This window comes from Neobacillus sp. Fa239, assembly GCF_055395235.1.
This window is the reverse complement of sequence record NZ_AP041611.1, coordinates 2332462-2359019: the sequence shown is the minus strand read 5'-3', so window position 1 is coordinate 2359019 and position 26558 is coordinate 2332462. Positions and strand designations below refer to the sequence as shown.

Sequence of the window (26558 nt, the reverse complement as noted above, 5' to 3'; positions counted from 1 at the left end):
TTTTTTCGTATTTTTTATCCTCCTTATTCGCCCTTTTTACATATCAAGACTGCAAATTTTTTCATAAACTATAAGAGTTAAAAATTCGTTTATTCGTCGTTCTCCTGTTTTTTTATATCCCATTTTCGCGTAAAAATGACGGTTCCTTCTGTTGTCTTTTGGTGTATCAAGTGACCACTTATTAACTTGTGGGAATTGATTCTCTAACTGCTTTATGATCTTGGATCCGTATCCTTTATTTTGAAATACGGATCCGAGAAAAAATCGATACAAATAAAAATGATCTTTTGTTTGTTTTATAAGACATATTCCACCTGCCAGCCTGTCATTAACGTAAATGGAATAATGCAAAGAGGTTTGCATTTTAAAAAGAAAGTGTTCCAAAGATTCGGCAGCTGGGTTTGTATGGTAATCTTTATATTTGATTAAATCTGAATAAAACGCTTCTTTTTGAATTTTAAACAATTCGTTTGCTTCTGCACTCTTTGATGGTAGTATTTTAATTGTCAACTTCCCCACCTCCAGTTCTTTCAAAAATAGATTACTTACTTTCCTATTTTTGAAATTATAATCTAAATAGTCCGCTAGTTAAGGTACGTGGACAGTCTTCAAATGCATTAACATTTTCAAAATATCTACAGCGAAATAAGGCATTTAGAGTGAGCGTAAACTCGCCTGTTCCAACTACTGTAACAGTCTCATGATAATTAGGACCCTGGATTGCAACATTTCCTGAAATACGATTAAGTCTCCATTCTTTAATGATTTCTTGGTCTCTCCCATAACAGGCACCTGAGCAATCTAAATATAAGTCAGCAGCGAATACATTTTGTTGTTCAGTTCGATAGATCACTCTAATGCTCGAACTGCTGCAAGAACAGATAAACAACTCAGGGGGATTGCAATTACAATTTCCTTGGTTACGGTCTCTTAATCGATTTTCACGATTCCGCAAATATTGTTCGTATGTCAAATTATCACTCCTTTCTTTGATATAATGATGTATTCAAGATAAATAGGATCTCTTATACGCTTGTCTAACTCTTTAAAAATCATTTTTATGATTCATTTGATAACAAAAAAAGAGTGACAATATTGCATCTCCCCAAACACCCCATTAAAATAAGATTTTAATATTAAAATTGGTATCTTATCTAGTTTTTCCGTCTTCTAGTACTCTAGTTAAACATCAATAATGAGAAAAGGACTGCCTACACCCGACACAATTGAAGCGGCGCTGGAAAAATGTTATGGTAAATTTACGGAGGATCCTATGATTAACCCCCAAAGATAAGGGGTTATAAATTACTAACAGTCGTCCATTATCGAAAGCAAATAATGGAAGGAAGAGTATGAAAGTCCGAAAGCCTAAGCCTCCGCACTTATCGGTTGGAGGATTAGATTAAGCATCCGAACTGATAAATAGATGGAAAAATTTCGCTTAAGTAGTAATTATTATTAAAAATGGCTTAAATAGACGGAGAGATTCCGCCTATTGACTTGAAAAACGTGAAAATATGGCCATCTTGCTTTTCATAATCGGAAAACTTCCCCTTATATACCCCGAAACAAGTTCCATCCTGCATCTAACCGAAAAATCTCCGCTTATTTTCTTTTGCTGGTCACTCGATTAAGGACAAAACATCTTTTTTAAAGTGAGTTTATCTCAAAATAGTAACATTCCCGTCTTTTTTCGCCGTCATTTTATAAGTATCATCCAAGTTACATTTTCCCTTATCTATCAATTTTTTTTACCTCAATATATTGAAACGAATGTTGGTTGTTTATAAAAAGGAAACTGGTAATTTTGGGTATATATGGTATAACTAGTATAGGAGTAATTGCTTTTAAATTAAAATACGAGGAGGAGGAGGAGAAGTCATGACTAAGTATTTGGTTGCTATTCACCATCCCGACGACTACGACCCGTCCGTCGCAGAGGACGAAGCGATGTCCCGCGATATCGACGCGCTTAACGACGAGATGATCGCTGCTGGTGTCAGGATTTTCGTTGGCGGCCTGCACCCGGCAAGCAGTGCGAAGTCGCTACGGGTGCAGCCCGATGGTGAGGTGCTCATCACCGACGGGCCGTACCTGGAGACCAAGGAGCACGTGGGCGGTTTTTGGGTGCTGGAAGCCTCTGACTTGGATGAAGCGTTGGCGTGGGGGCGCAAGGCTGCAGTCGCGTGTCGGGCGCCCGTCGAGGTGCGCCCGTTTCACTGACGGAGGACTGACGGAAGCAACTGAACGGCATGGACTCAGGGCGCAGTCGGTCAGATAATAAAACCTTCGGCAACGACAACGAGCAACACCTAAAAGTACTACTAGCGAATTGTCAGTTTATGTACAATTTTTTCTCTAATATAATAAACTATAAAGCCATGCCCCTGCAAAGTATCTGCAGGGGCATTTTCTTTTCGTAAATTTTCTCCGGAAATTTTTAAATAACAACAATGCCGACACAGTTAAAACAGCTAAAACCGCCGCAACGAAAGCCACCGCAGTGAAAACCCCCGCAATGGAAACCTCCGCAATGAAAACCCCCGCAATGGAAACCCCCGCAATGAAAACCCCCGCAGCGCGCACCTCCACAATGCATCCCGCCATGCAGGCGCGGATCCAGGCTCTGTGGATTGATTGGAGCAAGCACACCAACTTGAAAAGGATCGATTCCCAACACTTGAAGGATATTTTGAAAATTTTGCATTTTTACCTCCCCTTTATTTTAAACAGATTCAACCTAAAGAGAATAAAACAATAAATTGTCAGTTATGTGTCAAAACATTAGATAATCTTGTGTACTCTCTTCAACAAATTATGAATCCTCTTAGGTACCTGTTACTAAATAAGGAGCCTATTTCATGTTGAGGTTTTATGGAATGTTGATTAAAAAGAATTAGCCTAAATCAAGATTCTTGTTTCATTGCTAATAATTTGTAATATGACAAGATAATTTTCCTCTAAAAACCTTGTTATTCTTTTTCGCTAAACTCTAAAATATTTAAACCCTCAGATGCCTCTGGTGGTTCAAAAAAACTAGTAACATGAATAAACACCTCTTCCGTGTCAAAAGCGGCCCTTTCGGGTTGTTCTTTACGCCTTTGGGCAATTTGACGTAAGCATTGTTCGTTCTTTAGATTAAGGAAAATTAGTTGATGGCTTGCATTGACCTCTGACGCCAAATCCAAAAACCAATTTCGCAGTTTTTGAGTGTTAGCTGGAAAATCCAGCACTACATTTGTACCGACACTTAATATGTTTTGGACATGCTTTTTCACCAACGGCTTGAGCTGCGCTGAGAATTTTAGATAGTCCTCAAATGTTGCAATCTGATTGGGGTAAAGAGATGAAAGCCATTCATCCTCAGACAACAGTACCGCATGTTTATCTATCGCGAGTTGTTTTGATTTAGTTGATTTTCCAGCTCCCATTTTTCCACAGAAAAAGTATAGCGTCCCCAATTGTTTCATATTTTTTAACCCCCCGCGCTTATTTTAGTTTAAACTTTTTACTTCGTTAGTTCCCATAGACATTCTCCTCTTAGTAATATTTAGATGTTAGGATTTATATCTAATTTACTTATTCTACCAATCCACTTATATTCCTTCTTTAACAACCGTAATGCGTTAGCTCAACAACAAAAAAGGATTACCGCAGTAATCCTTCCTGAACCCAAACTCTAGTTAGCCTAATTTATCCTAAAAATTGGTTCAACTATTCTCCCTAAAGGATTATGCTTTATTGTGGTTGATAATCCTTATGTAATGGGTGTAACCCACGAACACGGTCAACCGTGACACATAACTCCATGCCAAACAAAAAGAGGACGCTCACAATATAGATCCAAAACGTGACCAGTGTTGTAAACGTTAGTGTCCCATATATCAATTCGTAATTCCCTAAATGATGGGTATAAATAACGAACAACTGGCGTGCAACGTAAACACCTATTGTGGTCACAATCGCTCCTGTCAGCAAAGCTTTCACCGAGAGGGCTGCCGAAGGAAGAACCCGATAGCAGAGAAAGCAGGTTACGAACATGAAGACCAAGAAGAACGTCCCTGACATGGTGTGAACAATGTGAACCCATTCGAATCCATTAAATTTTGCGATACTCATGGCGACTTTGGGTGAAACCGCCGTTAGAAGAGATGACAAAAGAATTAATAGAAGCAAAAAACCCAACATCACGAACCCCATCACGTACTGCTTAATAAAGGAACGGTGTTTACGAACTTCACAAATCTTGTCGAGCGTTGTTTGCAAAGACAGGAAACCGCCAATAGATGCCAACAGCAGTCCACCAATGCCCATTATCCCCACCGCAGTACGGAATTGAGTTAGATGATCGATGGTGGTCGTAACAAATGATTCACCTTTAGGCATGGAAGGGATAAATGATTGAAACAGCTGATCGAGAAACTGCTCAACAGCTGTACCGTCAATAAATAAAGATGCAAAAAAAATCAACAGCAACGTTAGAGGAATAGTCGAAGCAAATCCAAAATATGCAATGATGGAACCTAAATACATAATATTGTGATGAAAAAAGCCTTGAATCAAAGTTTTGAAAAACATTTTTACTTTCTGCATCTGCGACAAACCTTCCCTAGTATTCTGTCTATATAGTTTGTGCGGGCGGGTCCCATACAATGCAAAGCGGAGTCGAAAAAAAATGATTATACAGAAAAAAATACCTATCCTTCCTGGATCTGTACTCAGTGGTCTAAAAGGCATACAGCTTGAGTCTTAGAAAAAAGGCGGGAGCAATCTCCCGCCTTTTTTCCTAATTCAACGATTGAAGCACCTTGTAAAGGACGCTGTGTTTTTTGTCCAATGTCGATAAAAACTCTTTCTCGGAAGCATCCGGACTCAGGAATTTTTTTCGGTTGATTTTTTGAGCCGTTACCTTTTTGTTCAGGTTCCATCTTTCTTGTGTCATGTTCAGCGTGATTCCTTTTAATCCATCGGTGTCATCTGGCAGATGATTCAACGCAATCACGGTCTCCGCTTTCCGTTCGTGCATCGATTTGTCGACTAAAATGTCGGTTTTCAGGAAATTCCGGTGATCAAGTGCGCCGGATGCCTTCAGATCCGGAATCATTTCCTTCACCTGTTCTTTGAACTGAAGAATCGAATCTTTTAACTCTGCTGCCGTCATCCCCATCGGCGCGCCTTCGGCTTTACTGATTTCATTTATTAAAGCAGCCGTCTCGGCAAGCCCCTTCTGGTCGCGCGATAAGTGATCTAGGAAAGACATGAATAGATTCGGTACCTCGTTCGCATACACTTCGGCGTGGATTTTGTGACCAGAAATTTTTTCCCCATGTACTTTATACTGAACATTTGGGTACACATGAATGTGGTTAGGATTCGGCAGATCATTGACGACTGCTGGCAAAAGCTTGGATTGAATCGTTTGAACCATCTGCTCATTTGCTACTGTATCGTCTTGTACAGGAATGCGAATGGCTTTTGATGCATTATCGATGAGCAGAACCATTCCTTTGGAATCAGAATAAAGCTGGAACGGGATTTTCCCCTGCTTAACTTGGATAAATCCGCCGAGTGACGCCGTCTTTGTATTTTGCATCTTGGTTTGGACTTCAAATTTCAGATTATTCAAAAGATTCAAAAACGTTATGTATTGTTTGTCTTTGATCGTCTTGCTGTTATAGTTGAGATGAAGTTTTACCGTAAGATAACTTTGTTCCGACTTGATGTTCGTTCCGCTTAACAACATATTGTTCAAATTGAGCCCTTTGACAGGAGAGCATGCAGAAAGCATCAGTACCGATGCGCCGACTGCGAGTATTGTTTTTTTCATCCTTTTATCCCCCTATTTTCCCTCTTTTAAATGTACTTCCAATATACTATTCTACCATTTAGGAGGAAGATTGGGTAAGAAAATATCAATAGAATTTTTTGACGAAAAAAAGAGTATTAATTAAAGAATTTCTTATTGTGCTAACCTCCTTCGTTTAAGTACAAACCTTCACACTCCCTTACTGACTTAGGAATGAAATATATTTTTTTAATCAAATTCTAATCTAATTTTAAATTTATAATAATTGACGGATATGGGAACGGATGGTATCGTGAATAAGTAGGGAATTTGTCGAATAATAGCGAATTTCAAAATAGAAATAGATCATAAACAGAGAGAGGCTTAAAGAAATGAAATCTACTGGTATTGTTCGTAAAGTTGATGAATTAGGACGCGTGGTTATTCCGATCGAATTAAGACGTACACTTGATATCGCTGAGAAAGATGCACTCGAAATTTATGTAGATGAAGACCGTATTATCTTAAAAAAATATAAACCAAATATGACTTGTGCCATTACCGGTGATGTTTCTGACGATAACCATAAGCTTGCGGGTGGAAAATTAATTCTTAGCCGTGAAGGAGCAGAGCACCTTTTGAAAGAAATCATGGCAAACTTTGAATTAGCAAAATAATATATTTAAATAAAAGGCTCCAGAATCATAGATTCGAGAGCTTTTTATTTTTTATACCAATATGGCTGATTCCTCAATAAAATACAAAATCTTCTTCTGAAACTGTATATCTCTTAACGGTACTGTTTCTGTTCTACTAGAGTTCTTACTTCATATATCCTCTGGTCCACACTTTTTACACAAAGTCTTTGACTTCACTATTTCAGTTATTCCATTCATTAATTCAAGAAGCATAGATAGGTATAAAGGCTAAAGGAAAATAGAAGGATTTACTTTTCTCTGAAATTTCTTAGAATACATAGATAGTGGCAGTAACAACTTGACAAAAGAAAACTTCTTGAGATAGCCATAAAAAAGAAAATTTTAATCGAAACCTTTCAACAAGTAAAGGAGTAAAAAATGAAGATTTTTGATTTTATCATAATTTGTTCAGGTTATATCTATAGTATATATGAATTATTTATAGACCAGAATAAACGGTATAGTAAAATAATTGCGGGGATACTATCCTTCATTATATCACTATGGCTATCTATTTCGTGGGCAAAGTCTTCGAAAGACAAATCTAATTCTTAACAGAATTCATTAAATATTTGACATTACAAATTACTGCAAATAATGGAAACACAAAACAGGGAATGAGGATCATCCTCATTCCCTGTTTTATTTATGAGCCGGCTATCTATTAAGGCTATCCGAGTCTCCGCCATTATGCTCCTTGCTGCCTGCACCATTGAGGAAAATGTAGTCGCACCAAAGAAACACACGGTTCAAGTCACGCAGAAAGCCGAAAAAGCGGCTCCATTCCCTCCCCCATTTTGAATTTTTTAATGATTTCTTTTGTTTACTTTTATTTATTTTTCTGTTTTTAGTCACAGTTTTTTCAGATATAGGGAGTAAATTAATGGACATAAAGCAAATAGAGGTGTCAGTCAGCATGAGAAGACGGATTATAAGCATTAAGCAATTAGTTTTGAATAATAAAAAGGAAATCATCAAAAGCCTTGTGGGATTAGATAATATTGAGAAAAAAATGGAGGAAAAACACTTAAAAAGGTTTCAACTTTATTAAAAACAAGGAGAATTATAGATGAAAAAATTAATCATTGCGTTTGTTTTACTGTTTACCCTCGTGGTTCCGAGTACGACCGAAGCAAGAGGGTTCAACGGGGGACATAGCTCGTTCAGCCATAGCTCCTTCAGCCATAGTTCCTTAGTCGGTTCACATTCGGGCAGCACTTACTACTCCGGATACAAATCGCCATCAAGCAGTGTGTCTAGGGCTAGGACCAGGGCTACGTCTTATACCGGTTCTTCTTTAAGAAGCGGCAGCTTTTGGAGTCATGCCGCAGCTTTTGGGGCAGGAACGTTTTTAGGCAGTATGTTACACCCATTTGGCGGACTTTATTTTGGACATTCCAACGGATTCTCGATGTTCGGTTTTCTTTTCGACCTTATTTTGATTCTGATTGTAGTGCGGATTATCAAAGGGATTTTCTCAAGAAGGCGTTACTAGGAGGTAAATTATGAAATTAGTATTGAATGAACAAGATCTTGTCGATAGTGTCTGTGTTTTTACAGCTACTAGGGAGTATACCAATGCCGAGGAAATTGATGTTGATTTAGTGTTTAATCCATCCATAGGGTTTTCCGCGACAGCTAATGTACGCGGAAGAATCAGAAGATATAATGAACAGGATGTCATTGATGCGGTCGCGGTCTACTTGCGCGACTACCACAACTTCCATCCCAACCACCTGCAGGTAGAGTTGGAATTTACTGAAAATGAAGGAATCACCGCTTCGATTTTGGTGAGTAATTTTTAAATAAAAACGCATGGGAATTGAATCAAGAATATATTGAAAGGGAGTGTTCCAGATGATGATAACGTTATTAAATTCGCTATTTGCAGCGTTTATTTTATCTATAGTAATATTTGTAGGATGTTTATTGATTAATGGCCTTCGCCATAAATAATACATTGTTAAACGCTCCAAATAGGAGCTTTTTTTTATTGAAAGGGAATTTAGTTATGTATGGCATTTTAATTGCAGTTAAGTCGCTTTCGATAGTGGAATTGGGTTCAAATAGTAATCGCTGTTAGAACTTTGTAAACGGCTTTGTTTGCCATGATTACTACAATTCATTAAATGTGATATGACTTACATTGTATTTTTGACCATCAGACTCGATTTGACACATTATTCAACCTTTTGGGAATTTTTGTTGTTATTAGTCGAACTATTGCAATTAAATAATTTCCAATAATAAGTTAAAATATATGTAAACGCTTTTACTATAGAAGGTTGAAAAATGAGGGAGAGCTAATGGCTACAACTATACCAAACAACGAAAATCATAACATCGATACTTTAGAGGATGAACTTTTAATAGAAAAAATACATAACGGGGAAATCGAGCACGTTGAATATATAATTAATAAATATAAAAACTTTGTCCGCTCAAAGACGACTAAATATTTTTTAATAGGTGGAGACAAAGAAGATATTTTCCAAGAGGGTATGATCGGATTATATAAAGCCATTAGAGACTACAATATCGAAAGGATGCTTTCTTTTATTTCATTTGTTGATCTTTGTGTAAATCGACAAATAATAACTGCGATTAAGACTTCAAATAGAAAGAAACACGGTCCATTAAATTCGTATATTTCTTTAGATAAACCTGCGTATGAGGATGAAAGTAAGGTTAGGCTATTGGACATTTTACCAGGAACGTTTTCGGAAGATCCGGCTGTTATTACGATACAAAAGGAATCAAAAAATGAATTGGATGATAGGCTATCTACGTTACTTAGCGATTTAGAAAAGAATGTCCTCTCTTTATACCTAGAAGGATTGACATATGTTGAAATGTCTGAAATATTAAATACCCATATAAAATCAATTGATAATGCGTTAATGAGAGTAAAAAGGAAAATTGAAAAACATTTTTTAAAGGAACGTAGTGGAAAAATCTAAAGGGTTGAGTTTTGAGGTACATATCATATAAATGGCAAGGAAAATGGCGTGTAAATTGACAACAGTTTTGGTACGCCATTTTTCTGGTTTATGAAGTTTTTTGACACCGAAAATCTAAACTATCTTCTTAACCCTTTATATGCCGTTCTATAGTTAATTGTGGAAATTAGAAAAGCAATTAAAACAATTAATAATTAAGATAAGCAAGTTTTTTTCTTCGATTCTATAGCCCCCCCATTCTCAAAACATAGTTCTCTCTCCAAAAATCCATATTAAATTTTGCAAATCCTTATAAAACGGCAATTCTCTCTTTTCAAATATGCTTCAATGCCTCCCACAATGAACCCACTAAAAAAGAAAAGTCCACCCTATCTGTTAATCCATAGTGAAACCGAAGTCTCAGGAACGATTGTTGCGTGGATTGTCATTAAAACAACTCCTGTTAATATTACATCTTCTAATCCCCTTTTATTAAAGTGTCTAATGCGAGATTAGCTAAAACTAAAGTCACACCACAAAAAGTACTTAATTGAATTATCTTTTTCATTCTTAATTCCTTAAATTAAATGCTAGGTGGACTAAGACGTGGATCATCTTGGTTTCAACTGTGGTAACTACTATGCAATGTTTCAACGAGCTTTATAATCAATTATAATGAGGATATCGATTTTTTATGAGAGGAGATTTAAAATGCTAGTGTATGATCAAATTTCTAAAAAAACCACTACGGAGAAAATTCGAAAACCAAGTGAGCACGAGGTTGTCTGGATTCGTCTTTACGATCCAAAACCGAATGAGGTTAAATATGTTCTTCATGATTTACTTAATTGTCATACACTAGTCGTAGAAGATGGCATCAAGTTAAATCAGCGTCCTAAAATGGATCGGTACCCGGATCATATTTTCATCTCCTTTTTTGCAATAGACGATCATCACAATCCTATTGAAATCGGCCTGGTGGTGGGCTCCAATTATGTTGTAACGATTTATAAACACGATATTCCTGTATTGGAGAGATTGTACGAGCAATTTAAAACGATTGAGGGGAAAATGGAGTTTCCCGCTCAAATCTTATACCATATCATGGATCAATGTGTAGATGAATATGCGATGGTAGTAGATCATTTAGACGATAAGATTGAAGAATGGGAAGAATTGATCCATATAAATCCATATACGTCCATTGCACAGGAGGTTTTTCGACTCAAAAGGTCTACTCATACACTAAGAAAGATTTTTGTTGATGAGCGAACGGTGTTAGGCAATATTAGCCATCAACACTTTCCCTATACTAAACCCGAAGCGGATGTATATTTCGTAGATGTGTTTGACCATATCTCGAGGGTAATCGATTCCATTGATATGTTTCGGGATGCACTGACAGGTCTTCTCGATATGCAAATTTCAATGAAAGCTGACAGGATGAATGAAATTATGAAGACTTTGACAATATGGAGCACTTTATTTCTGCCATTGTCTTTTGTGGTTGGTCTTTATGGGATGAATTTAAAAGGGATTCCCGAATATAATTGGAGTTTTGGATACGCCTACGTATGGGGGATTATGATTGTTTTAATCTTGATCATGGTGTTTTACTTTAAGAAAAAAAAATGGATTTAAACATCATCTTAATGTATTAACGTTTTCCCTAATCTTATAAGGGTCCCAATGATTTTTTGAAAAAAAAAGCTTGGCAAAATACTTAGTTGCCAAGCTTTTTATTATTTTAATTATTACTTCTTATTCAATAACAATCGATTATGGGTTATACTTGTTAATCGAGTCGAAATGGGACAAACTATCGAGGACACCGCAATAAAAAGGAGAATTCACATGAATTTCACAACACCCAATAAGGTCAGAAAGACTATTGTATCCATAGTCATTGGTGGAGGAATAATGACCACTATCTTTACGACTATCATTTTGGTATTTCTTAATAAAATCTTAAGAGAAGTAAAAAAGAGTAGCAATTAAGCTCCTCTGAATTAATGGAAAATTTTTCCTGTCACCTGCAACTTTACTAATTTTGTTTGAATAACAGATGTGCCTTGAATCTTGGCATTAGTGCTGTAGGTATCTGTATTCGGTGCAATATTGAGAAAGAAAATCGAGACGAATCACTTCTTTGAAATGGCATATCAAATATCCCGGTGGATTAGATACAACGATCTGTACACTCCTTTGATTTTGAGTCTCCCGACAATAGATTTTTGGTTTCCATATGGGAATGGCTACCCAATAAGGACATATAAAAAGAGAAAGCTCGAAAGCCTTCCCCACCAAATTAATAATTATAGTTACTATCTCCAATGTAGATACCGTTATCATCTTTCCTTTTAACTTACAATTTTTTTGTTTATAAATCTCAGAATTGATTATTACTAATTCGAGATATATTAGTAAAATATATTATGATACTCAATTATTTTGTCTGTTACTTATTGGCATACCAGCGACTCCCCAATTTTCTTGTGGCACATCATGTAATAATACTCGGATTGATTCAGGTGAATTACCTAATGTCTTACTAACTGCTGCCGTAATCTCTGAAATCAATTGCTGTTTTAATTCTTTCGATCTACCCTCAAGCAAGTGTACCTGAACAATTGGCATTTTAAACCTCCTAATTATTTGCTGACTATTAGATTAATTTTACTCAACTCATCAAATTCAACCTCAATAGAATCCCCACTAAAAACATGAATGGCTTCTGTTATTCCGCCGGTCAACACAATCATCCCATCTTCAATACAAAGCCCAGAGGAATGTAACATTTTAACTAATTCAACCACCGAACAAACAGGATTTCCCATAACAGCCGAACCTTTTCCTTCTTGAATTACTTTACCATTCAACTTCATTCGAACATTGGCTTTTTCCCATTGAAACTGTCCGGGTTTGTACATTTGTTCTGAAATCAAAAACCTTGCACTGGAAGCATTATCAGCAACCACATCTTTCAGGTTAAATAAAAAATCTTTATAACGACTATCAATGACCTCTAATGCCAGCATAATGCCTTCTGTAGCCTGCCAAACATCTTGCTCGGTGACGTTATTTCCTTCAAGTTTTTTATTAATTACGAAAGCAAACTCCGGTTCAACTCGCGGATGAATCAAACCTTCCAAAGAAAGTTCGTTATTGGACATGTCCATTGACTTAAGCAATCTTCCGTAGATGGGTTGATTTACTCCAACTGATTGTTGCTTCGCCAAACTTGTCAGGCCCATTTTCCAGCCAACAAACTGGTCACCAGTTTGTAAGTCCTTTTCGATGTTGATTTCTTGAATTTTATAAGCATCCTCAATAGTAATAGTAGGGTAGCGTACAGAGATTTGCTCCATTTCAATAGCACTTTTTTGATGATGATAGATTTCGTTTGCAATAAGATTTAGATTCATGCTCCCATACTCCATTTTTAATAAATTCATGGATATTATCCAAATTGCCAAACACTATGACTAAGGTTTCCATATCGAAAACTACGATGAAGTAAAGTCGCCTTTGGATCGTTGTCAGCAGCACCCATTGCATAAAAGATTGGAATAAAATGCTCATTCCCGTATGAAGGTACCGCAAGTGATGCATTAGGAGCAAGCGAATGATAATTAAATAGAGATTCTAAATCCCAATTTTCAAGTTTTTGTGCTAACCAATTATCAAATTCAAGCGCCCATGAATCAACTTCTCCATTGTCAGCCCACTTTAAGGCTCTTAAATTATGAACGGTTCCCCCGCTTGCGATAATTAAAATATCCTTTTCTCTTAAATCTGATAGAGATTTTCCGATGTTATATTGCTCATCAGGAGTTAGATTCGGATTCACTGACATGGCAATTACCGGAATATCTGCATTCGGATAAAGCATACGCAGTACTACCCAAGCTCCGTGATCTAGTCCACGAGTCGTGTCATTTTCAAAAGGAATACCATTTTTAATGAATAGGTCTTCTATTTCTTTTGCAATGTCGTGATTCCCACGAGCAGGATATTGGATTGTGTAAAGGTGCGGATCAAATCCGCCGAAATCATAAATCGTACGATACTGATCAACATGGCTTACCTGTTGAACATTGGATTCCCAATGGGCTGAAAACAAAACAACAGCTTTTGGGCGAGGAAGGTTTTGACCTAGTTGATTTAAAAATTTTGTATAATCGTTATTTTCAATCGCAAGTAATGGCGAACCGTGAGCAATAAAAAATGATGGAATCATCTTTCATTTCCCTCCCTAATTTGTTTGTATTTTTATCTTTGTAAATCACTTAAGATCCAAGATTGAAAATCCTGAAGATTTTTTTCGGATACAGTATGCCCCTCCGGGTAAGATTTAAAAGTAACGGGAACCCCAAGCTTATTGAAATATTCTACATTTTCTCTGCCCCAATCATATGGGAGAACCTGATCATATTCACCATGTGATACAAACACGGATAAACGATTGCTTGGGTTTATCGTGTATTCTTCCTTTACAAATTGAGGAATATAACCACTGAGAGCCACTACACCCTTAATCTTTCCAAGAGTGAGAGCTAAAGTCATGGAAACAATGGCTCCTTGGCTAAAGCCCAACAAGTATAATTGCTCTGGGTCTATTTCATAATGAATTGATGCATAATCAATAAAGTTAGTGAGCTTTTTAATTCCGTCGTCAAATACTTCACGATGTGGTTTTCCATAGCCTTGGATTGTAAAGTAGGCAAATCCCGGTCCTTGGGTCAAATGTCCCCTTACACTAAAAATAAAGAAGGACTCCTCTAGACCACTTACTAGTGAAAGCATGTTATGTTCATTGCTTCCAATACCATGCATGACAAACAACGCAGGATACTTTTTCCCTGGAATAATATTCTTAGGACGGCGAAGTTCATAAATCATTTCAGTTTCCATTAGTAATAAACCTCCTTGTATTTACTCTGATTTTAAAAACAAAAAATAAATAACAATATGTTTTTCTTTCAAAAAGTTCACTTATATGAATCTTAGTTCTCTTAAAGAATACTAAAAATGAATATGGAATGTCAATTAGTTTTTTGTTAATATGAAATTATATTCACTATTAGTAAACTTTTTTGAGGTGATAAATATGGATATCGGTTCTAAAATACGTGCCATTAGAAATAGGAAAAAAATAACGATTGCGCAAATGTGTGAGGAAACTGGACTTTCGAAGGGATTTATAAGCAACGTTGAAAACAACAACACTTCTCCATCCATAAGTACATTACAAACGATCGCAGCTTTTTTAAAGGTTCCTTTACCCTATCTACTTTTAGAAAAGGATGAACATATGACAGTAATCCGAAAAGACGAACGAGAAATAACGACTTCTAACGAGTTTAAATTAAAAGTGGAGCACTTAGCATCACGAGGAGGATTAAGCGTCAGATTAGTGGAATTCCCCCCAGGAGCTTCTACTGGAGGAAAAAATGCACATGAAGGAGAAGAATGCCACTTAGTCCTTAAGGGGAAAATTCTCGCAGAACAAGGAGAAGACTCCTATATTTTAGAGCAAGGAGATACGTTCAGCTGGTGTGCAAGTGTCCCTCACTACGTTAAAAATATTGGAGATGACATTGCCAAAGTTTTAATTGCTGTCTTTACCGAAGTATCGGAGGTTTAATTAAGAAACGGCTTCCTAAAGCTAGGATTTGCTTATTATCCTAGCTTTTTATTTTCAGGAAATGCAAAAAAGAGATCACTAATGAACAGTTGGTTAAATTGCGTAATCTTTTCCTTTTCTAACCTGACCAGTTAGCGAAACAAAAAAAAGCCCCAGCTGCGACTCTTTGTTTAGCTCAGGCACGCGTATGTTTAAGTACCATTTCCTTCTTCAAGGGTAAACTATTCTTTATCTGATTTCTTCCACATAATAACTAGAGTGATCCACCCTCCTATTATCAAAAACAATCCTAAAATCATCCACATCATTCCAACCCAGTGTGTAAGTGGTGACATAGTTACCTCCCATTTTGATAATCATTTTTTTAATACTGTCATTTAATAATACTTATTAATTCGTTATGATTTTTTATTCTCCTTCTTAAGCTAACCTGCTACCTTACGTATTATTTGAATGAGGAAAACCCTTCTCAATCCATTAGAAGGCTCCTCAAATTTCTTTACAAAAAAAATACCCTTGATAATCGCATCAAGGGTAAAAGGTAAGTTTAGCGGTCTAAACTAAACTCATAGGGGGAAAAAACGTAAAGTTTATTCCATTTCCATAATACCATTTTATGGTATTAATAACAATGTTTTAAAGCGTTAATGTTTTAGTTCCAAATATAACTACTAATGAAATAAGTGTTTTGAGAAAAAAGGCGATCATTAACCATAGAAAGGAATCCTTGCTTCGCTACCCTAATAATTGGTCAGATCTTTTTATTTAAAATATGTAATCTCTGAGAAAGGATAATATCTAAAGCTAACTTTTCCTACTACTTTATTCTCATCAATAAAACCAATCATCCTACTGTCCTCACTAATTGGTCTATTATCTCCCATAACCCATAACTTTCCTTTAGGCACTTTTAACTTTCCAGTTAATTTAATAAGCGAAAAGTCATTTGTAAACTCTCCAGATGTTAGCTGTTTTTTATAAACATTCAAGTATGGCTCTGCCACTTTTTTACCATTACGGTATAATTGATCATTTTTATATTCAATCGTATCACCAGGAAGTCCAATTACACGTTTAACGAAATCTTTTTTAGCTGTTGCGTGAAATATGATTATATCACCATAATGGGGTTGACCAAGTTCATAAACAAGCTTGTTCACGATTAATCGGTTGTTGTTCTGTAAGGTAGGCATCATTGATGGACCATCAACCACATAATTAGTAAAAAGAAAAGTCCTTATAATGATTGCAATAATCACTGCTATTCCAATAGATTTTATCCAACTAAGAATTTCAGATTTACTCTTTTCCAATTACACATAGCTCCCTTTAAAAATGTAGAAACGGGCAAAGATAACAACAATATAATTTTTGTTATTAATATCCCTCTTTCCCAACACATAAACAAGATAATTATACACTATATTTTGTAATCTGTAATTTGCGGGAATTTGCAATTTGCAACAGCAAGAGCAAAGCTACTATTGTTACAGGAAAACTTCCCCTTGGTTATAAGAGGGATTAGAAAGTATAGATATATCCTTTCTTTAAAGATCATCGCTACTATCTGAAGATGACACACACCCATTAAATCCTCTATGCGTTACATAGCTTGGGCGGCCCCAAATATTTAATAGACTGCGTTTAGTGTTCAAGACAAAAAAAGATGGAACATAAAACGCTCGCCAACCCGCATTCTTCCGGTGCGGATTTTCTTTTGTTCCAAAATAAAGTTGAATCATGTTTTGAGAATCGTTCTCATCGTGTGACAAAAAAAGTTGGAACATATTTTGAGAATCATTCTCAAATGCGGTTCGAACATCAGGATGAATTACTCCTCCCTGGTTCATCAATATATGAAGGTTGTTTTTCATCGATAGGGGTAAATTAGATTTACATTTTTCGAGGATGTCTTGGAAGGATTTTTAAACAATAATAAAAATAATAAAAAGACTTGGCGATAACCAAGAGTTGCCGGTTATTCACCGATTACCATTGGCGCATAAGATCCAACACTTGATCCTGATTTTACATTTGTTTCGATGTTCCTTTAAGAACACGCCAACTTAGATGTTACTAATGAAAATTTTTGCAAATCATTGATTCAGTTACCTGGATTAAATTATTAATGGTTTCGTCGATAGAACCGCCGATCACCAAAAAGCCAATAAAAAATCCAAGGTAAATAAATGCTTTTGAATCCGTGTTACTCTTTTGTTTAGCAAGTAAATTTGCCTTTTTGAAAAGATAAGAAAACACAATGCTTGGTAAAACGAATTTTAGAATGGATAGAGCAAGCAATGTTATAATAAAACCAACCCCTTTTTGTCGGAAAAAGAAGTTGGCAAGTTCTGAAATTTCAACTTTGCGCCTGTTATCCTTTTTGAATCAAAGTGTATTCTTCCTGCAATATCGCCAAGCCATAAAATATCGTATCATAAAGAATTTAAGATGAAAAGCTCCTGCCTCGTCACTTTAGAGCCTGAAATCAGCAAAAGCGGTCAAGATCTAACGGAGCTCCAAGATTATATGAAAATAAGAGAAAAGGTAACAGACGTATTCAATAAATATCCTGAATTATTGCCTATTAAAAAGGAATTTTAAAAAAGGTGGATCCCCACCTTTTTTAATTTAAATATGTACCAAGCGATTCTTTTAAGCTGCCAATTAAATCACTTGGATAGTTGTCATCAATTGTTGTCCTTAAAACATCTGAAAATACAATCCTGTCATTAATTTTTATAATCCATTTAGAATATGGACAAAGATCAGGATTATCTTCGAAAATTACTGCCGGTAAATCGATCCCTAATTTTTCTTTCAATTCCTTTCTAAGAACAACTATTTCTTTTTTTAAATATTCGTTATACCGTTCTGCAAGTGGAACTAACCCTAATCCAATTTCCACTCTGATATCCATAATCTCCGGACTTGGCAAAGGTACTACCCCCTTTCTCTTTTCTTTCCTTTTCTTTAAAAAGTATTTAATCCTAGCCCTTTATCATTTTTTGTTTTAGGAAATTAAGTTGTATCGGAACAAATCTCTCGTCTTTCTCCTTCATAAGAGTTTGACGACAAGATCAAATGGTGGTGAATCAACTGAATCCTACGGTTCATTAAAGCTTTAACCCATTTAAACCGTGACAATTCACCTGGTCATTGAAATTATTTAGACCCCCTCGTATAAAAACAATACACTTGGGAACCCTATTAATAGGATAATGTAGGGTAAATAAAAAATGCCGCCATTTAGACAGGCGTACATTTTTTATGACACAACTTTTTTTGTTATGCTCCAACTTTTTTTGTTATGTTCCATCTTTTTTTGTCCTCAACACAAGTTGTTCATGACAAAAAAAGATGGAACATAAAACGCTCGCAAACCCGCATTCTTCCGGTGCGGGTTTTGTTTTGCCTAAAAATAAAGTTGGATCATGTTATGAGAATGGTTCTCATCATGTGACAAAAAAAGTTGGATCATGTTTTGAGAACGTTTCTCATTCTGAGCTGTAATTCTCATAGAATCGTAGTGGTTCTTCAAGATCCATATTTGATACCGGAAAAGGTCGCGCGGTCAACTTACCCATTGTGAGATTCCTTGTACGATGTCATGTAAATACTAATGTTCTATATTCATTGAAGGTGAAAATTCCCTTATCGCTTCCCACCTTTTAAACACAAATAAAAGACCGCCACAGCGATCCTTGCCGGAAATCGAGCTTTCACTCAAGCACCCGATAGTTGAATAAGTAATCACAAACTATTTTCCTGAAATTTGGATTGGATAGCATACCAACCTTTAGATTCTGACTTACAGTGAGCCACATTAAATTCCTTTAATTCTATTAGATCACTGAAGAAAGTAGGGATGTTACAATTCCAGTTTAATTCTTCCACCTTTAGAGGAAAATTATCTCTACTTGGGTTTGGAGTATGAATATATACTGCATCTTGACCTGAATCTTTTTCATCCAATAAAATCCAAGATTGAAAAGGCTTTTCAAACATATTTAGCTCATTTAATACTCTTTTATATAAAGCTAAATATGCTTTTATATGCTCTCTTCTTAAATGAACACTTCCATTTCCAACACCCGCCCAGTCAAGGTGTATATGATAAAACTCAAACCAGGATTCATTATCAAGTTCCAAATTAATATTATTTACTTGCCGCCATATATTATGAAAATATCTCTTTTTCCCACGAAACTTTTTCAGAAATATTCCTCCTCATAATCTAATGCCTTCTTGAACAAACCTGCTCGTTACTTCAAGAAGAATAAAGACCGCCGCAGCGATCATTGCCAGAAATTGATTTTTCACTCAAGCACTCGATAGGTCAAGATGGCTAATTAGATTTGGGTTCTTTTCCGGTATCTTTCAAACTTATATAAGGGTCATTAATTCCATCTTTAATTTCTGCTATACATTGTACAATTTCTTTTCGTGCGTCAGGAGAAAGCTCTTGATTCAAGGATTCCGTTATTTTATCAAAGGTGTCTTTTAAGCCTAAAGGTCCAACAATACACGTAATAAGTTCCACAACGTTAATGTCACTTGTATCCCAAACGCTTAAAGTCCAATTGTCGATTTCCTTTCTAAGTTGTTCTTCTAATCTCTCGTAAGTATGCCATTGTCTTTCTGCTAATTGAAGAAGCCCTTCGAGTGCATCGATAACGTCTAAATTAGGAGATGTATGAACTAAATATAAGAACTGTTTAAACGTACTTTTCAGAGTATTAACGTCCATATAATCTGGCAATGCTTCATAGCTCTCAAACATAATTCATTCTCCAATACTCATCAAATTTTGATAATTTCTTTTTTTTATAAACCTGCTTCGTTAGTACAACAAGAGTAATGATCGCCGCCGCAACCATTACTTGAATAACGGATCGATCTAACATGAAATACCTTCCCGAATGTTCGTTCTTATTTTAATTATACCAAAAATTCGGAAAAGTATCCAATATCAACGTTATTCTTTAGCAGAGCCAAAATATTTCATTCAACAATTTAATTGAAAATACCACTCGTTCCGGATTTATTCGTCGATGTATTGATGGCACAACCGCACCTAATTAAAAAAAGTTTTCCCGGTTTGCCCTGAATTTTGGGGTAAACTAAGAGAAAACGATGATCGAGGTTCCTCATGAAAAAAAGTCTTTCCATTTTGATTGCTTGCTTCTTTCTCTTATCCTATTCGCCGGTCAAAGCTGAAACAGCGAGCATCAATGACATTTACATACGCGATGACCTGATCCTGAATTTACTATTTCCTTTAATTGACAAAGAAATCGAGAAACATTTCGGCGAACCAAAGCAGTTTTACTGCCAACAGATTCTCCGGATTAAGAAACTGGAACAAGGAAGCTTCTTCTTTGATGTTACGGCAAGTAACGACATTTGAAGGTGCGCACAATCCTCCTAATGATTTAGTGACCATTACGTTTACGAATGGCGGTTACAAACCATGGCGAGCGATTCATTTCAAAAGCAGAAGGTTAAAACCAAATGAAATGGATAAATGCAGGCATCCTTTGTAAAAAGGGTGCTTTTTTCTTCGGTTATATTCCTCACCTAAACTACACCCATTAGTCGAATAAGAAAAGAGGGATGCCGCTGCAATCCTTGTTTAACGAAAACCCAGTTAACTTAACAAGAATTAGATTAAAACAGTCCATTATTTAATCGTTCAAGTAACTTTTTTGCAGGATTGTAGGTTGAATTACGTTGAAGTAACTTTACTAGAATATCGCTTGCTTCACTGTTTCTTCCTTCAAGTATTAATGTTTCTGCATACTGCAATGTTACTTTATCGTGGTTAGGGTTTTCCTTATACGCTATCTCTATATACGGCTTCGCATCAGCAGTTCTACCTAATTTGATAAGACATTCATAAATTCTGGCATTTGTTCTTGAATGTTCATTCAGCTCATTAGACTTCATAAAACAGTCTAATGAAAATTGATATTCGCCTTTTTCGAAGTGCTCCAATCCTTTTTGGTAAAGTAAATAAGACTCCTCATACATATCCATTTTTTTATTTCCTCGTTTCTAAAAGTTCCGATTGTATAGGATATTCTCTTTGACCACATCAATAACCTTCTTGAACTATACTGCTACCGTTAGCTCAACAAAAAATATGACCGCCGCAGCGATCCTTGCCGGAAAACGACCTTACACTCAAGCCTCCGTTACTTTAAGAACAATATTTCACAAACTTTCACATTAATGTATTAATGAAATACACCCATAATCACAAGACCAATAAGGATAGCTGCAAGTGATAATATTAAAGCAAGTCCTGTTAATTCACCACCTGTACCGAAAAAGGTATCAAGTATACCTAAAACTAAAAAGACCGCTTTTTTTGATGTATTAGACTCATCTGCCTTATATTCTTTATAACCATAAACCAATAGTGATATAAAAGAAACAATACCTATTAAAAAGAGAATGAACCCACCAAACACTACCATAAAAATTTTTCCCTTCGTTGCCAATTGTTGTGAAGCTAAAGCACCCGTTACTTGAATAAGAAAAGATGCTACTGCTATGGTTGAAAATTGAACAAATCGTTACTTTATTGACTCCATATCATCCTAATGGACGGTTAAAATGTCTAATGTATTCCCATCAATGCTTATAAATTCAACTTCGTAATCAATTGTATTATAGGCTATTAATATTGTACCCAATGTACCAGCATCCACATTATTAGATAGTTTCCTCTTTGCCTTTATTACATCATTTTCTTGGAACATCACCATAATCTCCTTGTCGACATCATCTTATCTATATTTCTACAATTTGATGGCTGACTCCTTCTTGAGCTAAACTGACTCGTTAGTTGAACAAGGGATCGTCCGGTCCGCCGTTTACATTTGAATTAAATCGTACAATCCATCCCGATCCATTAGCTTTGCATCTGTTGATTCTCCTAAATCGTTTGGTTTCTTCTCTTCACTCCCGCAGGTATTATCTATATGAAATTAGTTTTCTCGAATAAACGGGAAAATATACAAATCTTGTTTCCTATTTAATGATAAACTGCCGCAATAGATCTTGTCTATATCGATAGATAAGAAAAACATCCTATAAGAATAGGACGCTTCAAAATGAGTTTAATATTCTTTTTCCATTAGGATTTCACTGTAATCACGGACTCTCGAAAGATGCCGAATTTTTCAGATCAGCCGAAAAAAACGTCCGGCTCGGTCCGCCTATTGGAATGGTGCTGTCTACCAACTTGATTTCATGGGTTGCCGGAACGAACATGATAACAGCTCGTCCGGATAAGGGAGAGGAAAATTAAACCGACCACTATACAGTATATACCGCTGTCATGTAACATGATGACAGCTCCCCGACCTGCGCCATAATGCCTCGCCTTAGGGAAGTGAACTATCCTACATTTAATAATCCTTGTTAAAATAAAGATAAGATTGTGAAACGATTTCTTCAACTAACGATAACAGGTTAGCTTAAGAAGGATTTTAGTCTAGGATTGCCGAATTTATTAATAAAGTACACCTAGCTAAGAGGTGAAGAAATGGTCTACTTTGGAAATATTGATATTGAGGATATTTCAACAGATGTTGGTAAACTTTTTATTAAAGAATTATTTGCTTTATTAGAGGATATGAAACCTTGTTTACTTGATAAGGAAAATGCAAAAATCGAATTCACAGTAGAAAAGGGTAAAGAGTGTATAAGTGCCTTTTTACCACACAAGGAAAATGGAAAGTTTAGCCTTTCCATAGATTTCGGTGAAAGCGAATCAATAGTGGATTTTGCAAATTATCATTTTCATTTAGATGGACACGGTGACAAAGAACAAAGAATTGAAGACCTTATTAAGATTATTGCAAAGATTATGGGAGGTTTAATCGAAGTACACACCTTTTATAAAGGGAAAAAATTAATTAAAATTAAATCTTATTTTGTTAGCGAAACAGGAGAATTAGAACTATTTCAGGGTCCTATTTTTTCCTTTAATCACCTACTTTATCTAAACCCATTTTTAAAAACGAGGAAAGAAATCGAAAAAATTCAATTTTCGTGTTAACGCTATGATTGTGTGTGAATGTGAATTACTACACTTAGGCTAACGGGTGCGATAGTGGAAGAAAGACCCATCAAAATATTTAGGCAATCCGGTTACGCGGTCCGCGATCCCGGTGACGAAAGGTGCACTACACCCATTCGGAACCGAATTCGTTACTAGTTTGACAATCCGTTAGCAATAGAAAAAGCAGTTGATCGTATCAACTGCTTTGGTTTTTCATTTCGATTTTTGGTTCAAAAAGGCTTAATGCCGGTACACTATCGCCTCACGCCTGCCCATTTTTTCTCCATAATATTCGGGTTCCTACGATTCGTATGAAGAACATATAGTTCACGAATAGGATTTCCACGATGTAGTTCCTGATAAGCCTTCATGGCATCTGGAGAAGTAGAAAATTTCTTTAAGGGAGTCACTTCTTCTAAAATACGTTCCCTTTTCTCATTCGTATAAGCTTGTACAGCTTCAATCAACACCCACTGTTCCGGGAACGCATGGCACACCTCTTCCCATTTCAATCGAGTCACCTCCAAAGGTATTTATCTCTATTTTATCATAAACGCCCTTTTTCGGTTGAACCGATGTTTTATCAAGTTCCGCTTCGCCGGCAGCTGATCCATCTATCCACCTCCTTTTCACCGATAGCTTTTCCTCAGATAAAGGAAATTATTTACAAACGATGAGAAATGGTGAGCGGAACGGAGGATTTCCTCTTCCCGCACCATGAGGTTCCTTATTACTCGAACAAATAAGGGTTATGCTCTTTACGAACCCGAATTGAACAAAAATTTGAAAAATTGTTCGTACTTCTTAAAATTGTAAACCTGCTGTTCAAATTGAAATGCCTTTTCTCAACAAGAAAATATGACCGCCGCAGCGATCCTTGCCGGAAAACGTTCCTTCGCTCAAGCCCCCGTTTGTTGATTAAGAGACATAGCTAATCCCATTGATTAAAGATTACATCTCCAATTCTTTCTGGTTTCCAATACGCTATTTGCTTCAATTCCGCACTGTTCAATTCATTTTGTTCGGTTGATATCGGTTCGTTCAGTTCCTTAGTTTCCAAAACATAATAAAATGAACTAAATTGTTTATATAATTGGGCTTCATTTATAAAAATAACTTCTCCGATATTTACTTCCGAAGCAAAAGCTAAAAACGGATAATGGGCATTCATCAGAATATGAAGATGTTTGTTAAAAACATTAACTTCTACATCAAAAAAATTAGTTGCATCTTGTGGTACTTTAAATTCTAAAACCTTTCCTCCATTATTTTTAATGATGTTAAAACATAACTGTTTAAATTGTTTTTCATCAATTTTCGGAGGTTGATTTGGCTTTTCATAAAAACCAGTTACACCGTTAGGAAGTTTCATTCAATACCACCTTTAATAAGTTGTAATTAATTATAATTTCGAGTTCCTTATTGCACTATCCTGCTGCATTAGTTCAACAATAAATTATGACCGCCACCGCAACCGTTACTTGAATAACGGATCGATCTAACATGAAATACCTTTCCGAATGTTCGTTCTTATTTTAATTATACCAAATATTCGGAAAGGTATCCATTCTCAATTGTCACTAAATTCCCATGTGACCGTAGATAATGCGCCGCCCACCGGATACTCCGGTCCGGGAAAAACAATGGTACTGTCTAACAACTGGTGGCTGCCCCGACCTGCGACATTAAGCCTCGCCTCAAGGAAGTGATAAATCCTAAATTTAAAAATCCGTGTTAAAATGGATAGGAGGTTGTGAAAGATTGTTCTTAAACAAACGAGCAGTTTAGTGGAAGAAGGAATTTCCTTTCCCTTGAAGAATTTATCTTATTATCGATATTTTTGGAGTGATTGGCTTGGAGATATTCGTTGCTGGTATTACTTTGGCATTAATAAATCATTTTGCAAGAGGAAGAGGTAAATTTAAGCTTAAAGTATTTATCATTGAAGCTATAATCTTGTCTACACTATTTTATATTCTGAATTTTATTGGGAATTATTTAAATAATCATTTCCACTTTTCCGTCCCTTTCCTTAACCGCATCCCTGAAAAGTTTAAAGAGTGGTTCGGATTTTTATTATTTTTTATTTTGTGTTGTGCATTCTCGGTTAAGGGTTGGAAACAATTAAATAAACAAAACAAGAATAAATCAGTATGACGTTTTCGCAGTTTAAATTTCTTTTTCACCCATCAAAATAATTAGGCAATCCGGTTACGCGGTCGGTGAACCCGGCGACGAAAGGAGCACTACACCCATTCGGAATCGAATTCGTTACTAGTCTGACAATCCGTTAGCCATAGAAAAAGCAGCTGATCATATCAACTGCTTTGTTTTTTATTTCGCTTTAGGTACGTATTTGTTCATTTCTCTAATTCATCAAAAATCTCTTCCAGTACAGATATTCTACCTTCCCAATACCCTAAACTCCATCCACCATGATAAGTATGAGTAATGCTTGGTTTATTACCATGTTCTTGTTTTAAAGATTCAATTTTTTCTTTAATACGATTGATTTTTCTTTCTAATTTTTCCTTAGAATCATATGTCATTTCTATTCCTCCTTTTATGTCGCTATATTCATCAAGAAGTGCCCTTTCTTCAACTAAAATACAACATTTTCCTACCTCCATTTTTCAGCTTGAATCATTTCAACGTGTTTGCATTTCCTGCAACAAACCAAAATGCCGTCTTTCTTAACAGGATTTGTGTTCACACTTCGAGCCATCATAAAAAAACGTTTGATTCATTTTAACCATGATCTCGTTCATTCCGTATCCTCCTAAGGTTCGATGGTGTTTCGATGTAGACACTTCATAATAGAAATCGTGGTTGGTTTCATTGATGTCTTTTTTACCACTTCTTTTTGCTTATATTCCCTCATTTTCACAATCCTCCTTAGTACGTCATATGTTCGTAGGGTGCAACAACTTATTTTGACTTTGTGAATTTATCAGCCACATCTTTTAATGAATTCCAAGGTTCTAAAAGCATGTTTTCTCCTTGTGCTTCACCACTGGATACAGCGTCAGTAATAACATCCTTAAAATAATCAATTTCCTTCTCTGCCTTTGCAATTCGATTAACAAGCCATTCTTGTGCATTACGTTCCCTTTCAACCAAGCGTTCCAATTCCTCCATCTTTTCTTGTTGTTCCTTCCAGTCCTTGACTAAGCAACGGGCTACAATAGGAGGAACATTTAAAAACTCAGCTACATAATTCGTCGTTGTTTCATCCTCCCATACCATTTTCTTCAATGCTAAATAGTCGCTGTACTTCATTTATCCCACCCTCCTTTGTTACACTTTTTTCCATCTCTATTTTCATTGTAGCACCCCTATTTTTCTTTTTGGAAAAAAGCTGAAGATTTTATCTCCGGTCGGCGGCATGAAGCCTTTGTTTCACTCCTGCAGTGAT

General features: G+C 36.0%; 35 protein-coding genes. 12 read left to right on the top strand and 23 right to left on the bottom strand.

The genetic code is table 11. The features are described 5' to 3' along the window. Positions 1–36: 36 nt before the first annotated feature. Positions 37–510 (bottom strand): GNAT family N-acetyltransferase, encoded by a 474-nt coding sequence (locus ACZ5XR_RS11285; protein ID WP_464501751.1) that lies wholly within the window; start codon positions 508–510, stop codon positions 37–39. 55 nt (positions 511–565) lie between these two features. After that, a complete protein-coding gene (locus ACZ5XR_RS11280; RefSeq protein WP_464501750.1) occupies positions 566–973 on the bottom strand; it encodes a hypothetical protein in 408 nt (135 codons plus the stop codon). 908 nt (positions 974–1881) lie between these two features. On the opposite strand from ACZ5XR_RS11280, the gene ACZ5XR_RS11275 reads away from it, so the two are divergent. Beyond that, positions 1882–2223, top strand: coding sequence for a YciI family protein (locus ACZ5XR_RS11275; protein WP_464501749.1), 342 nt, complete (start codon positions 1882–1884; stop codon positions 2221–2223). Between the two features lie 217 nt (positions 2224–2440). Here the strand turns inward: ACZ5XR_RS11275 and ACZ5XR_RS11270 are convergent, their stop codons facing one another. The 4 genes from ACZ5XR_RS11270 to ACZ5XR_RS11255 form a co-directional block, all read right to left on the bottom strand. Further along, positions 2441–2707: a heterocycloanthracin/sonorensin family bacteriocin gene (locus ACZ5XR_RS11270; protein ID WP_464501748.1), complete on the bottom strand. Its 267-nt coding sequence runs from the start codon at positions 2705–2707 to the stop codon at positions 2441–2443. 265 nt (positions 2708–2972) lie between these two features. Further along, positions 2973–3470 carry a P-loop nucleotide/nucleoside kinase family protein gene (locus ACZ5XR_RS11265; protein ID WP_464501747.1) on the bottom strand — a complete coding sequence of 166 codons (498 nt, stop codon included), beginning with the start codon at positions 3468–3470 and terminating at the stop codon, positions 2973–2975. 268 nt (positions 3471–3738) lie between these two features. Further along, on the bottom strand, positions 3739–4593 hold the full coding sequence (locus ACZ5XR_RS11260) for a YihY/virulence factor BrkB family protein (RefSeq protein WP_464501746.1): 855 nt from the start codon (positions 4591–4593) through the stop codon (positions 3739–3741). Between the two features lie 193 nt (positions 4594–4786). Continuing rightward, positions 4787–5827: a hypothetical protein gene (locus tag ACZ5XR_RS11255; RefSeq protein ID WP_464501745.1), complete on the bottom strand. Its 1041-nt coding sequence runs from the start codon at positions 5825–5827 to the stop codon at positions 4787–4789. A 350-nt stretch (positions 5828–6177) separates the two neighbouring features. Here ACZ5XR_RS11255 and ACZ5XR_RS11250 point away from each other — a divergent pair, with 350 nt between their 5' ends. The 6 genes from ACZ5XR_RS11250 (at position 6178) to corA (ending at position 11063) form a co-directional block, all read left to right on the top strand. Continuing rightward, positions 6178–6462 carry an AbrB/MazE/SpoVT family DNA-binding domain-containing protein gene (locus tag ACZ5XR_RS11250; protein WP_464501744.1) on the top strand — a complete coding sequence of 95 codons (285 nt, stop codon included), beginning with the start codon at positions 6178–6180 and terminating at the stop codon, positions 6460–6462. A gap of 904 nt (positions 6463–7366) precedes the next feature. Beyond that, a complete protein-coding gene (locus ACZ5XR_RS11245) occupies positions 7367–7534 on the top strand; it encodes an FbpB family small basic protein (protein WP_464501743.1) in 168 nt (55 codons plus the stop codon). An 18-nt stretch (positions 7535–7552) separates the two neighbouring features. Continuing rightward, positions 7553–7978 (top strand): hypothetical protein, encoded by a 426-nt coding sequence (locus ACZ5XR_RS11240; protein WP_464501742.1) that lies wholly within the window; start codon positions 7553–7555, stop codon positions 7976–7978. A 10-nt stretch (positions 7979–7988) separates the two neighbouring features. Further along, positions 7989–8288: a DUF2653 family protein gene (locus ACZ5XR_RS11235; RefSeq protein ID WP_464501741.1), complete on the top strand. Its 300-nt coding sequence runs from the start codon at positions 7989–7991 to the stop codon at positions 8286–8288. Positions 8289–8789: 501 nt separating this feature from the next. Then, complete coding sequence (gene sigH, locus ACZ5XR_RS11230) at positions 8790–9443, top strand: RNA polymerase sporulation sigma factor SigH (protein WP_464501740.1); 654 nt, start codon at positions 8790–8792, stop codon at positions 9441–9443. Positions 9444–10133: 690 nt separating this feature from the next. After that, positions 10134–11063, top strand: a complete 930-nt coding sequence (corA, locus tag ACZ5XR_RS11225) for a magnesium/cobalt transporter CorA (protein WP_464501739.1) — start codon at positions 10134–10136, stop codon at positions 11061–11063. An 801-nt stretch (positions 11064–11864) separates the two neighbouring features. Here corA and ACZ5XR_RS11220 read toward each other — a convergent pair. The 4 genes from ACZ5XR_RS11220 to ACZ5XR_RS11205 are packed head-to-tail and all read right to left on the bottom strand — an operon-like array spanning position 11865 to position 14336. Next, positions 11865–12059: a 2-hydroxymuconate tautomerase gene (locus ACZ5XR_RS11220; protein ID WP_464501738.1), complete on the bottom strand. Its 195-nt coding sequence runs from the start codon at positions 12057–12059 to the stop codon at positions 11865–11867. Between the two features lie 14 nt (positions 12060–12073). Continuing rightward, positions 12074–12847, bottom strand: coding sequence for a 2-keto-4-pentenoate hydratase (locus ACZ5XR_RS11215; RefSeq protein ID WP_464501737.1), 774 nt, complete (start codon positions 12845–12847; stop codon positions 12074–12076). 35 nt (positions 12848–12882) lie between these two features. Then, complete coding sequence (locus ACZ5XR_RS11210) at positions 12883–13662, bottom strand: DODA-type extradiol aromatic ring-opening family dioxygenase (protein WP_464501736.1); 780 nt, start codon at positions 13660–13662, stop codon at positions 12883–12885. A 32-nt stretch (positions 13663–13694) separates the two neighbouring features. Further along, positions 13695–14336 (bottom strand): alpha/beta hydrolase, encoded by a 642-nt coding sequence (locus tag ACZ5XR_RS11205; protein ID WP_464501735.1) that lies wholly within the window; start codon positions 14334–14336, stop codon positions 13695–13697. A gap of 196 nt (positions 14337–14532) precedes the next feature. Here ACZ5XR_RS11205 and ACZ5XR_RS11200 point away from each other — a divergent pair, with 196 nt between their 5' ends. After that, positions 14533–15069, top strand: a complete 537-nt coding sequence (locus tag ACZ5XR_RS11200; RefSeq protein ID WP_464501734.1) for a helix-turn-helix domain-containing protein — start codon at positions 14533–14535, stop codon at positions 15067–15069. A 761-nt stretch (positions 15070–15830) separates the two neighbouring features. Here ACZ5XR_RS11200 and lepB read toward each other — a convergent pair. From lepB to ACZ5XR_RS11175, 5 genes are all read right to left on the bottom strand, one after another. Further along, entirely contained in the window at positions 15831–16382 is a 552-nt protein-coding gene (gene lepB, locus ACZ5XR_RS11195) for a signal peptidase I (RefSeq protein ID WP_464501733.1), read from the bottom strand. Positions 16383–17695: 1313 nt separating this feature from the next. Next, positions 17696–18007: a hypothetical protein gene (locus ACZ5XR_RS11190; protein ID WP_464501732.1), complete on the bottom strand. Its 312-nt coding sequence runs from the start codon at positions 18005–18007 to the stop codon at positions 17696–17698. Between the two features lie 815 nt (positions 18008–18822). After that, entirely contained in the window at positions 18823–19221 is a 399-nt protein-coding gene (locus ACZ5XR_RS11185; protein WP_464501731.1) for a hypothetical protein, read from the bottom strand. Positions 19222–19417: 196 nt separating this feature from the next. Continuing rightward, positions 19418–19852: a hypothetical protein gene (locus ACZ5XR_RS11180; protein WP_464501730.1), complete on the bottom strand. Its 435-nt coding sequence runs from the start codon at positions 19850–19852 to the stop codon at positions 19418–19420. Then, the gene (locus ACZ5XR_RS11175; protein WP_464501729.1) at positions 19845–19976 is read right to left on the bottom strand and encodes a hypothetical protein; all 132 of its coding nucleotides are present in this window, start codon (positions 19974–19976) and stop codon (positions 19845–19847) included. The genes ACZ5XR_RS11180 and ACZ5XR_RS11175 overlap by 8 nt, the downstream gene beginning before the upstream one ends. Before the next feature lie 245 nt (positions 19977–20221). Here ACZ5XR_RS11175 and ACZ5XR_RS11170 point away from each other — a divergent pair, with 245 nt between their 5' ends. Both ACZ5XR_RS11170 and ACZ5XR_RS11165 read left to right on the top strand, forming a co-directional pair. Beyond that, positions 20222–20479, top strand: coding sequence for a DUF3888 domain-containing protein (locus tag ACZ5XR_RS11170; protein WP_464501728.1), 258 nt, complete (start codon positions 20222–20224; stop codon positions 20477–20479). Further along, positions 20451–20615, top strand: a complete 165-nt coding sequence (locus ACZ5XR_RS11165; RefSeq protein WP_464501727.1) for a hypothetical protein — start codon at positions 20451–20453, stop codon at positions 20613–20615. Before ACZ5XR_RS11170 ends, ACZ5XR_RS11165 begins: the two co-directional genes overlap by 29 nt. 124 nt (positions 20616–20739) lie before the next feature. Here ACZ5XR_RS11165 and ACZ5XR_RS11160 read toward each other — a convergent pair whose 3' ends face one another. The 3 genes from ACZ5XR_RS11160 to ACZ5XR_RS11150 all read right to left on the bottom strand — a co-directional run bounded on the left by ACZ5XR_RS11160 (position 20740) and on the right by ACZ5XR_RS11150 (position 21842). Beyond that, positions 20740–21108, bottom strand: a complete 369-nt coding sequence (locus ACZ5XR_RS11160) for a tetratricopeptide repeat protein (protein WP_464501726.1) — start codon at positions 21106–21108, stop codon at positions 20740–20742. Positions 21109–21308: 200 nt separating this feature from the next. Further along, positions 21309–21551, bottom strand: a complete 243-nt coding sequence (locus ACZ5XR_RS11155; RefSeq protein WP_464501725.1) for a hypothetical protein — start codon at positions 21549–21551, stop codon at positions 21309–21311. A gap of 123 nt (positions 21552–21674) precedes the next feature. Further along, positions 21675–21842, bottom strand: a complete 168-nt coding sequence (locus tag ACZ5XR_RS11150; protein ID WP_464501724.1) for a DUF4926 domain-containing protein — start codon at positions 21840–21842, stop codon at positions 21675–21677. A gap of 782 nt (positions 21843–22624) precedes the next feature. Between ACZ5XR_RS11150 and ACZ5XR_RS11145 the strand changes: the two genes are divergently transcribed. Beyond that, complete coding sequence (locus tag ACZ5XR_RS11145) at positions 22625–23140, top strand: hypothetical protein (RefSeq protein ID WP_464501723.1); 516 nt, start codon at positions 22625–22627, stop codon at positions 23138–23140. Positions 23141–23397: 257 nt separating this feature from the next. On the opposite strand, the gene ACZ5XR_RS11140 is transcribed toward ACZ5XR_RS11145, so the two are convergent. The 3 genes from ACZ5XR_RS11140 to ACZ5XR_RS11130 all read right to left on the bottom strand — a co-directional run bounded on the left by ACZ5XR_RS11140 (position 23398) and on the right by ACZ5XR_RS11130 (position 24515). After that, positions 23398–23655, bottom strand: a complete 258-nt coding sequence (locus ACZ5XR_RS11140; RefSeq protein WP_464501722.1) for a hypothetical protein — start codon at positions 23653–23655, stop codon at positions 23398–23400. Further along, a complete protein-coding gene (locus tag ACZ5XR_RS11135) occupies positions 23603–23776 on the bottom strand; it encodes a hypothetical protein (protein ID WP_464501721.1) in 174 nt (57 codons plus the stop codon). The genes ACZ5XR_RS11140 and ACZ5XR_RS11135 overlap by 53 nt, the downstream gene beginning before the upstream one ends. Positions 23777–24074: 298 nt before the next feature. Continuing rightward, positions 24075–24515, bottom strand: a complete 441-nt coding sequence (locus ACZ5XR_RS11130) for a hypothetical protein (protein WP_464501720.1) — start codon at positions 24513–24515, stop codon at positions 24075–24077. Positions 24516–24997: 482 nt separating this feature from the next. On the opposite strand from ACZ5XR_RS11130, the gene ACZ5XR_RS11125 reads away from it, so the two are divergent. Then, the gene (locus tag ACZ5XR_RS11125; protein ID WP_464501719.1) at positions 24998–25300 is read left to right on the top strand and encodes a hypothetical protein; all 303 of its coding nucleotides are present in this window, start codon (positions 24998–25000) and stop codon (positions 25298–25300) included. A 203-nt stretch (positions 25301–25503) separates the two neighbouring features. Here the strand turns inward: ACZ5XR_RS11125 and ACZ5XR_RS11120 are convergent, their stop codons facing one another. Next, on the bottom strand, positions 25504–25692 hold the full coding sequence (locus ACZ5XR_RS11120) for a hypothetical protein (RefSeq protein WP_464501718.1): 189 nt from the start codon (positions 25690–25692) through the stop codon (positions 25504–25506). Between the two features lie 379 nt (positions 25693–26071). Further along, the gene (locus ACZ5XR_RS11115; RefSeq protein ID WP_464501717.1) at positions 26072–26422 is read right to left on the bottom strand and encodes a hypothetical protein; all 351 of its coding nucleotides are present in this window, start codon (positions 26420–26422) and stop codon (positions 26072–26074) included. Between the last annotated feature and the right edge of the window lie 136 nt (positions 26423–26558).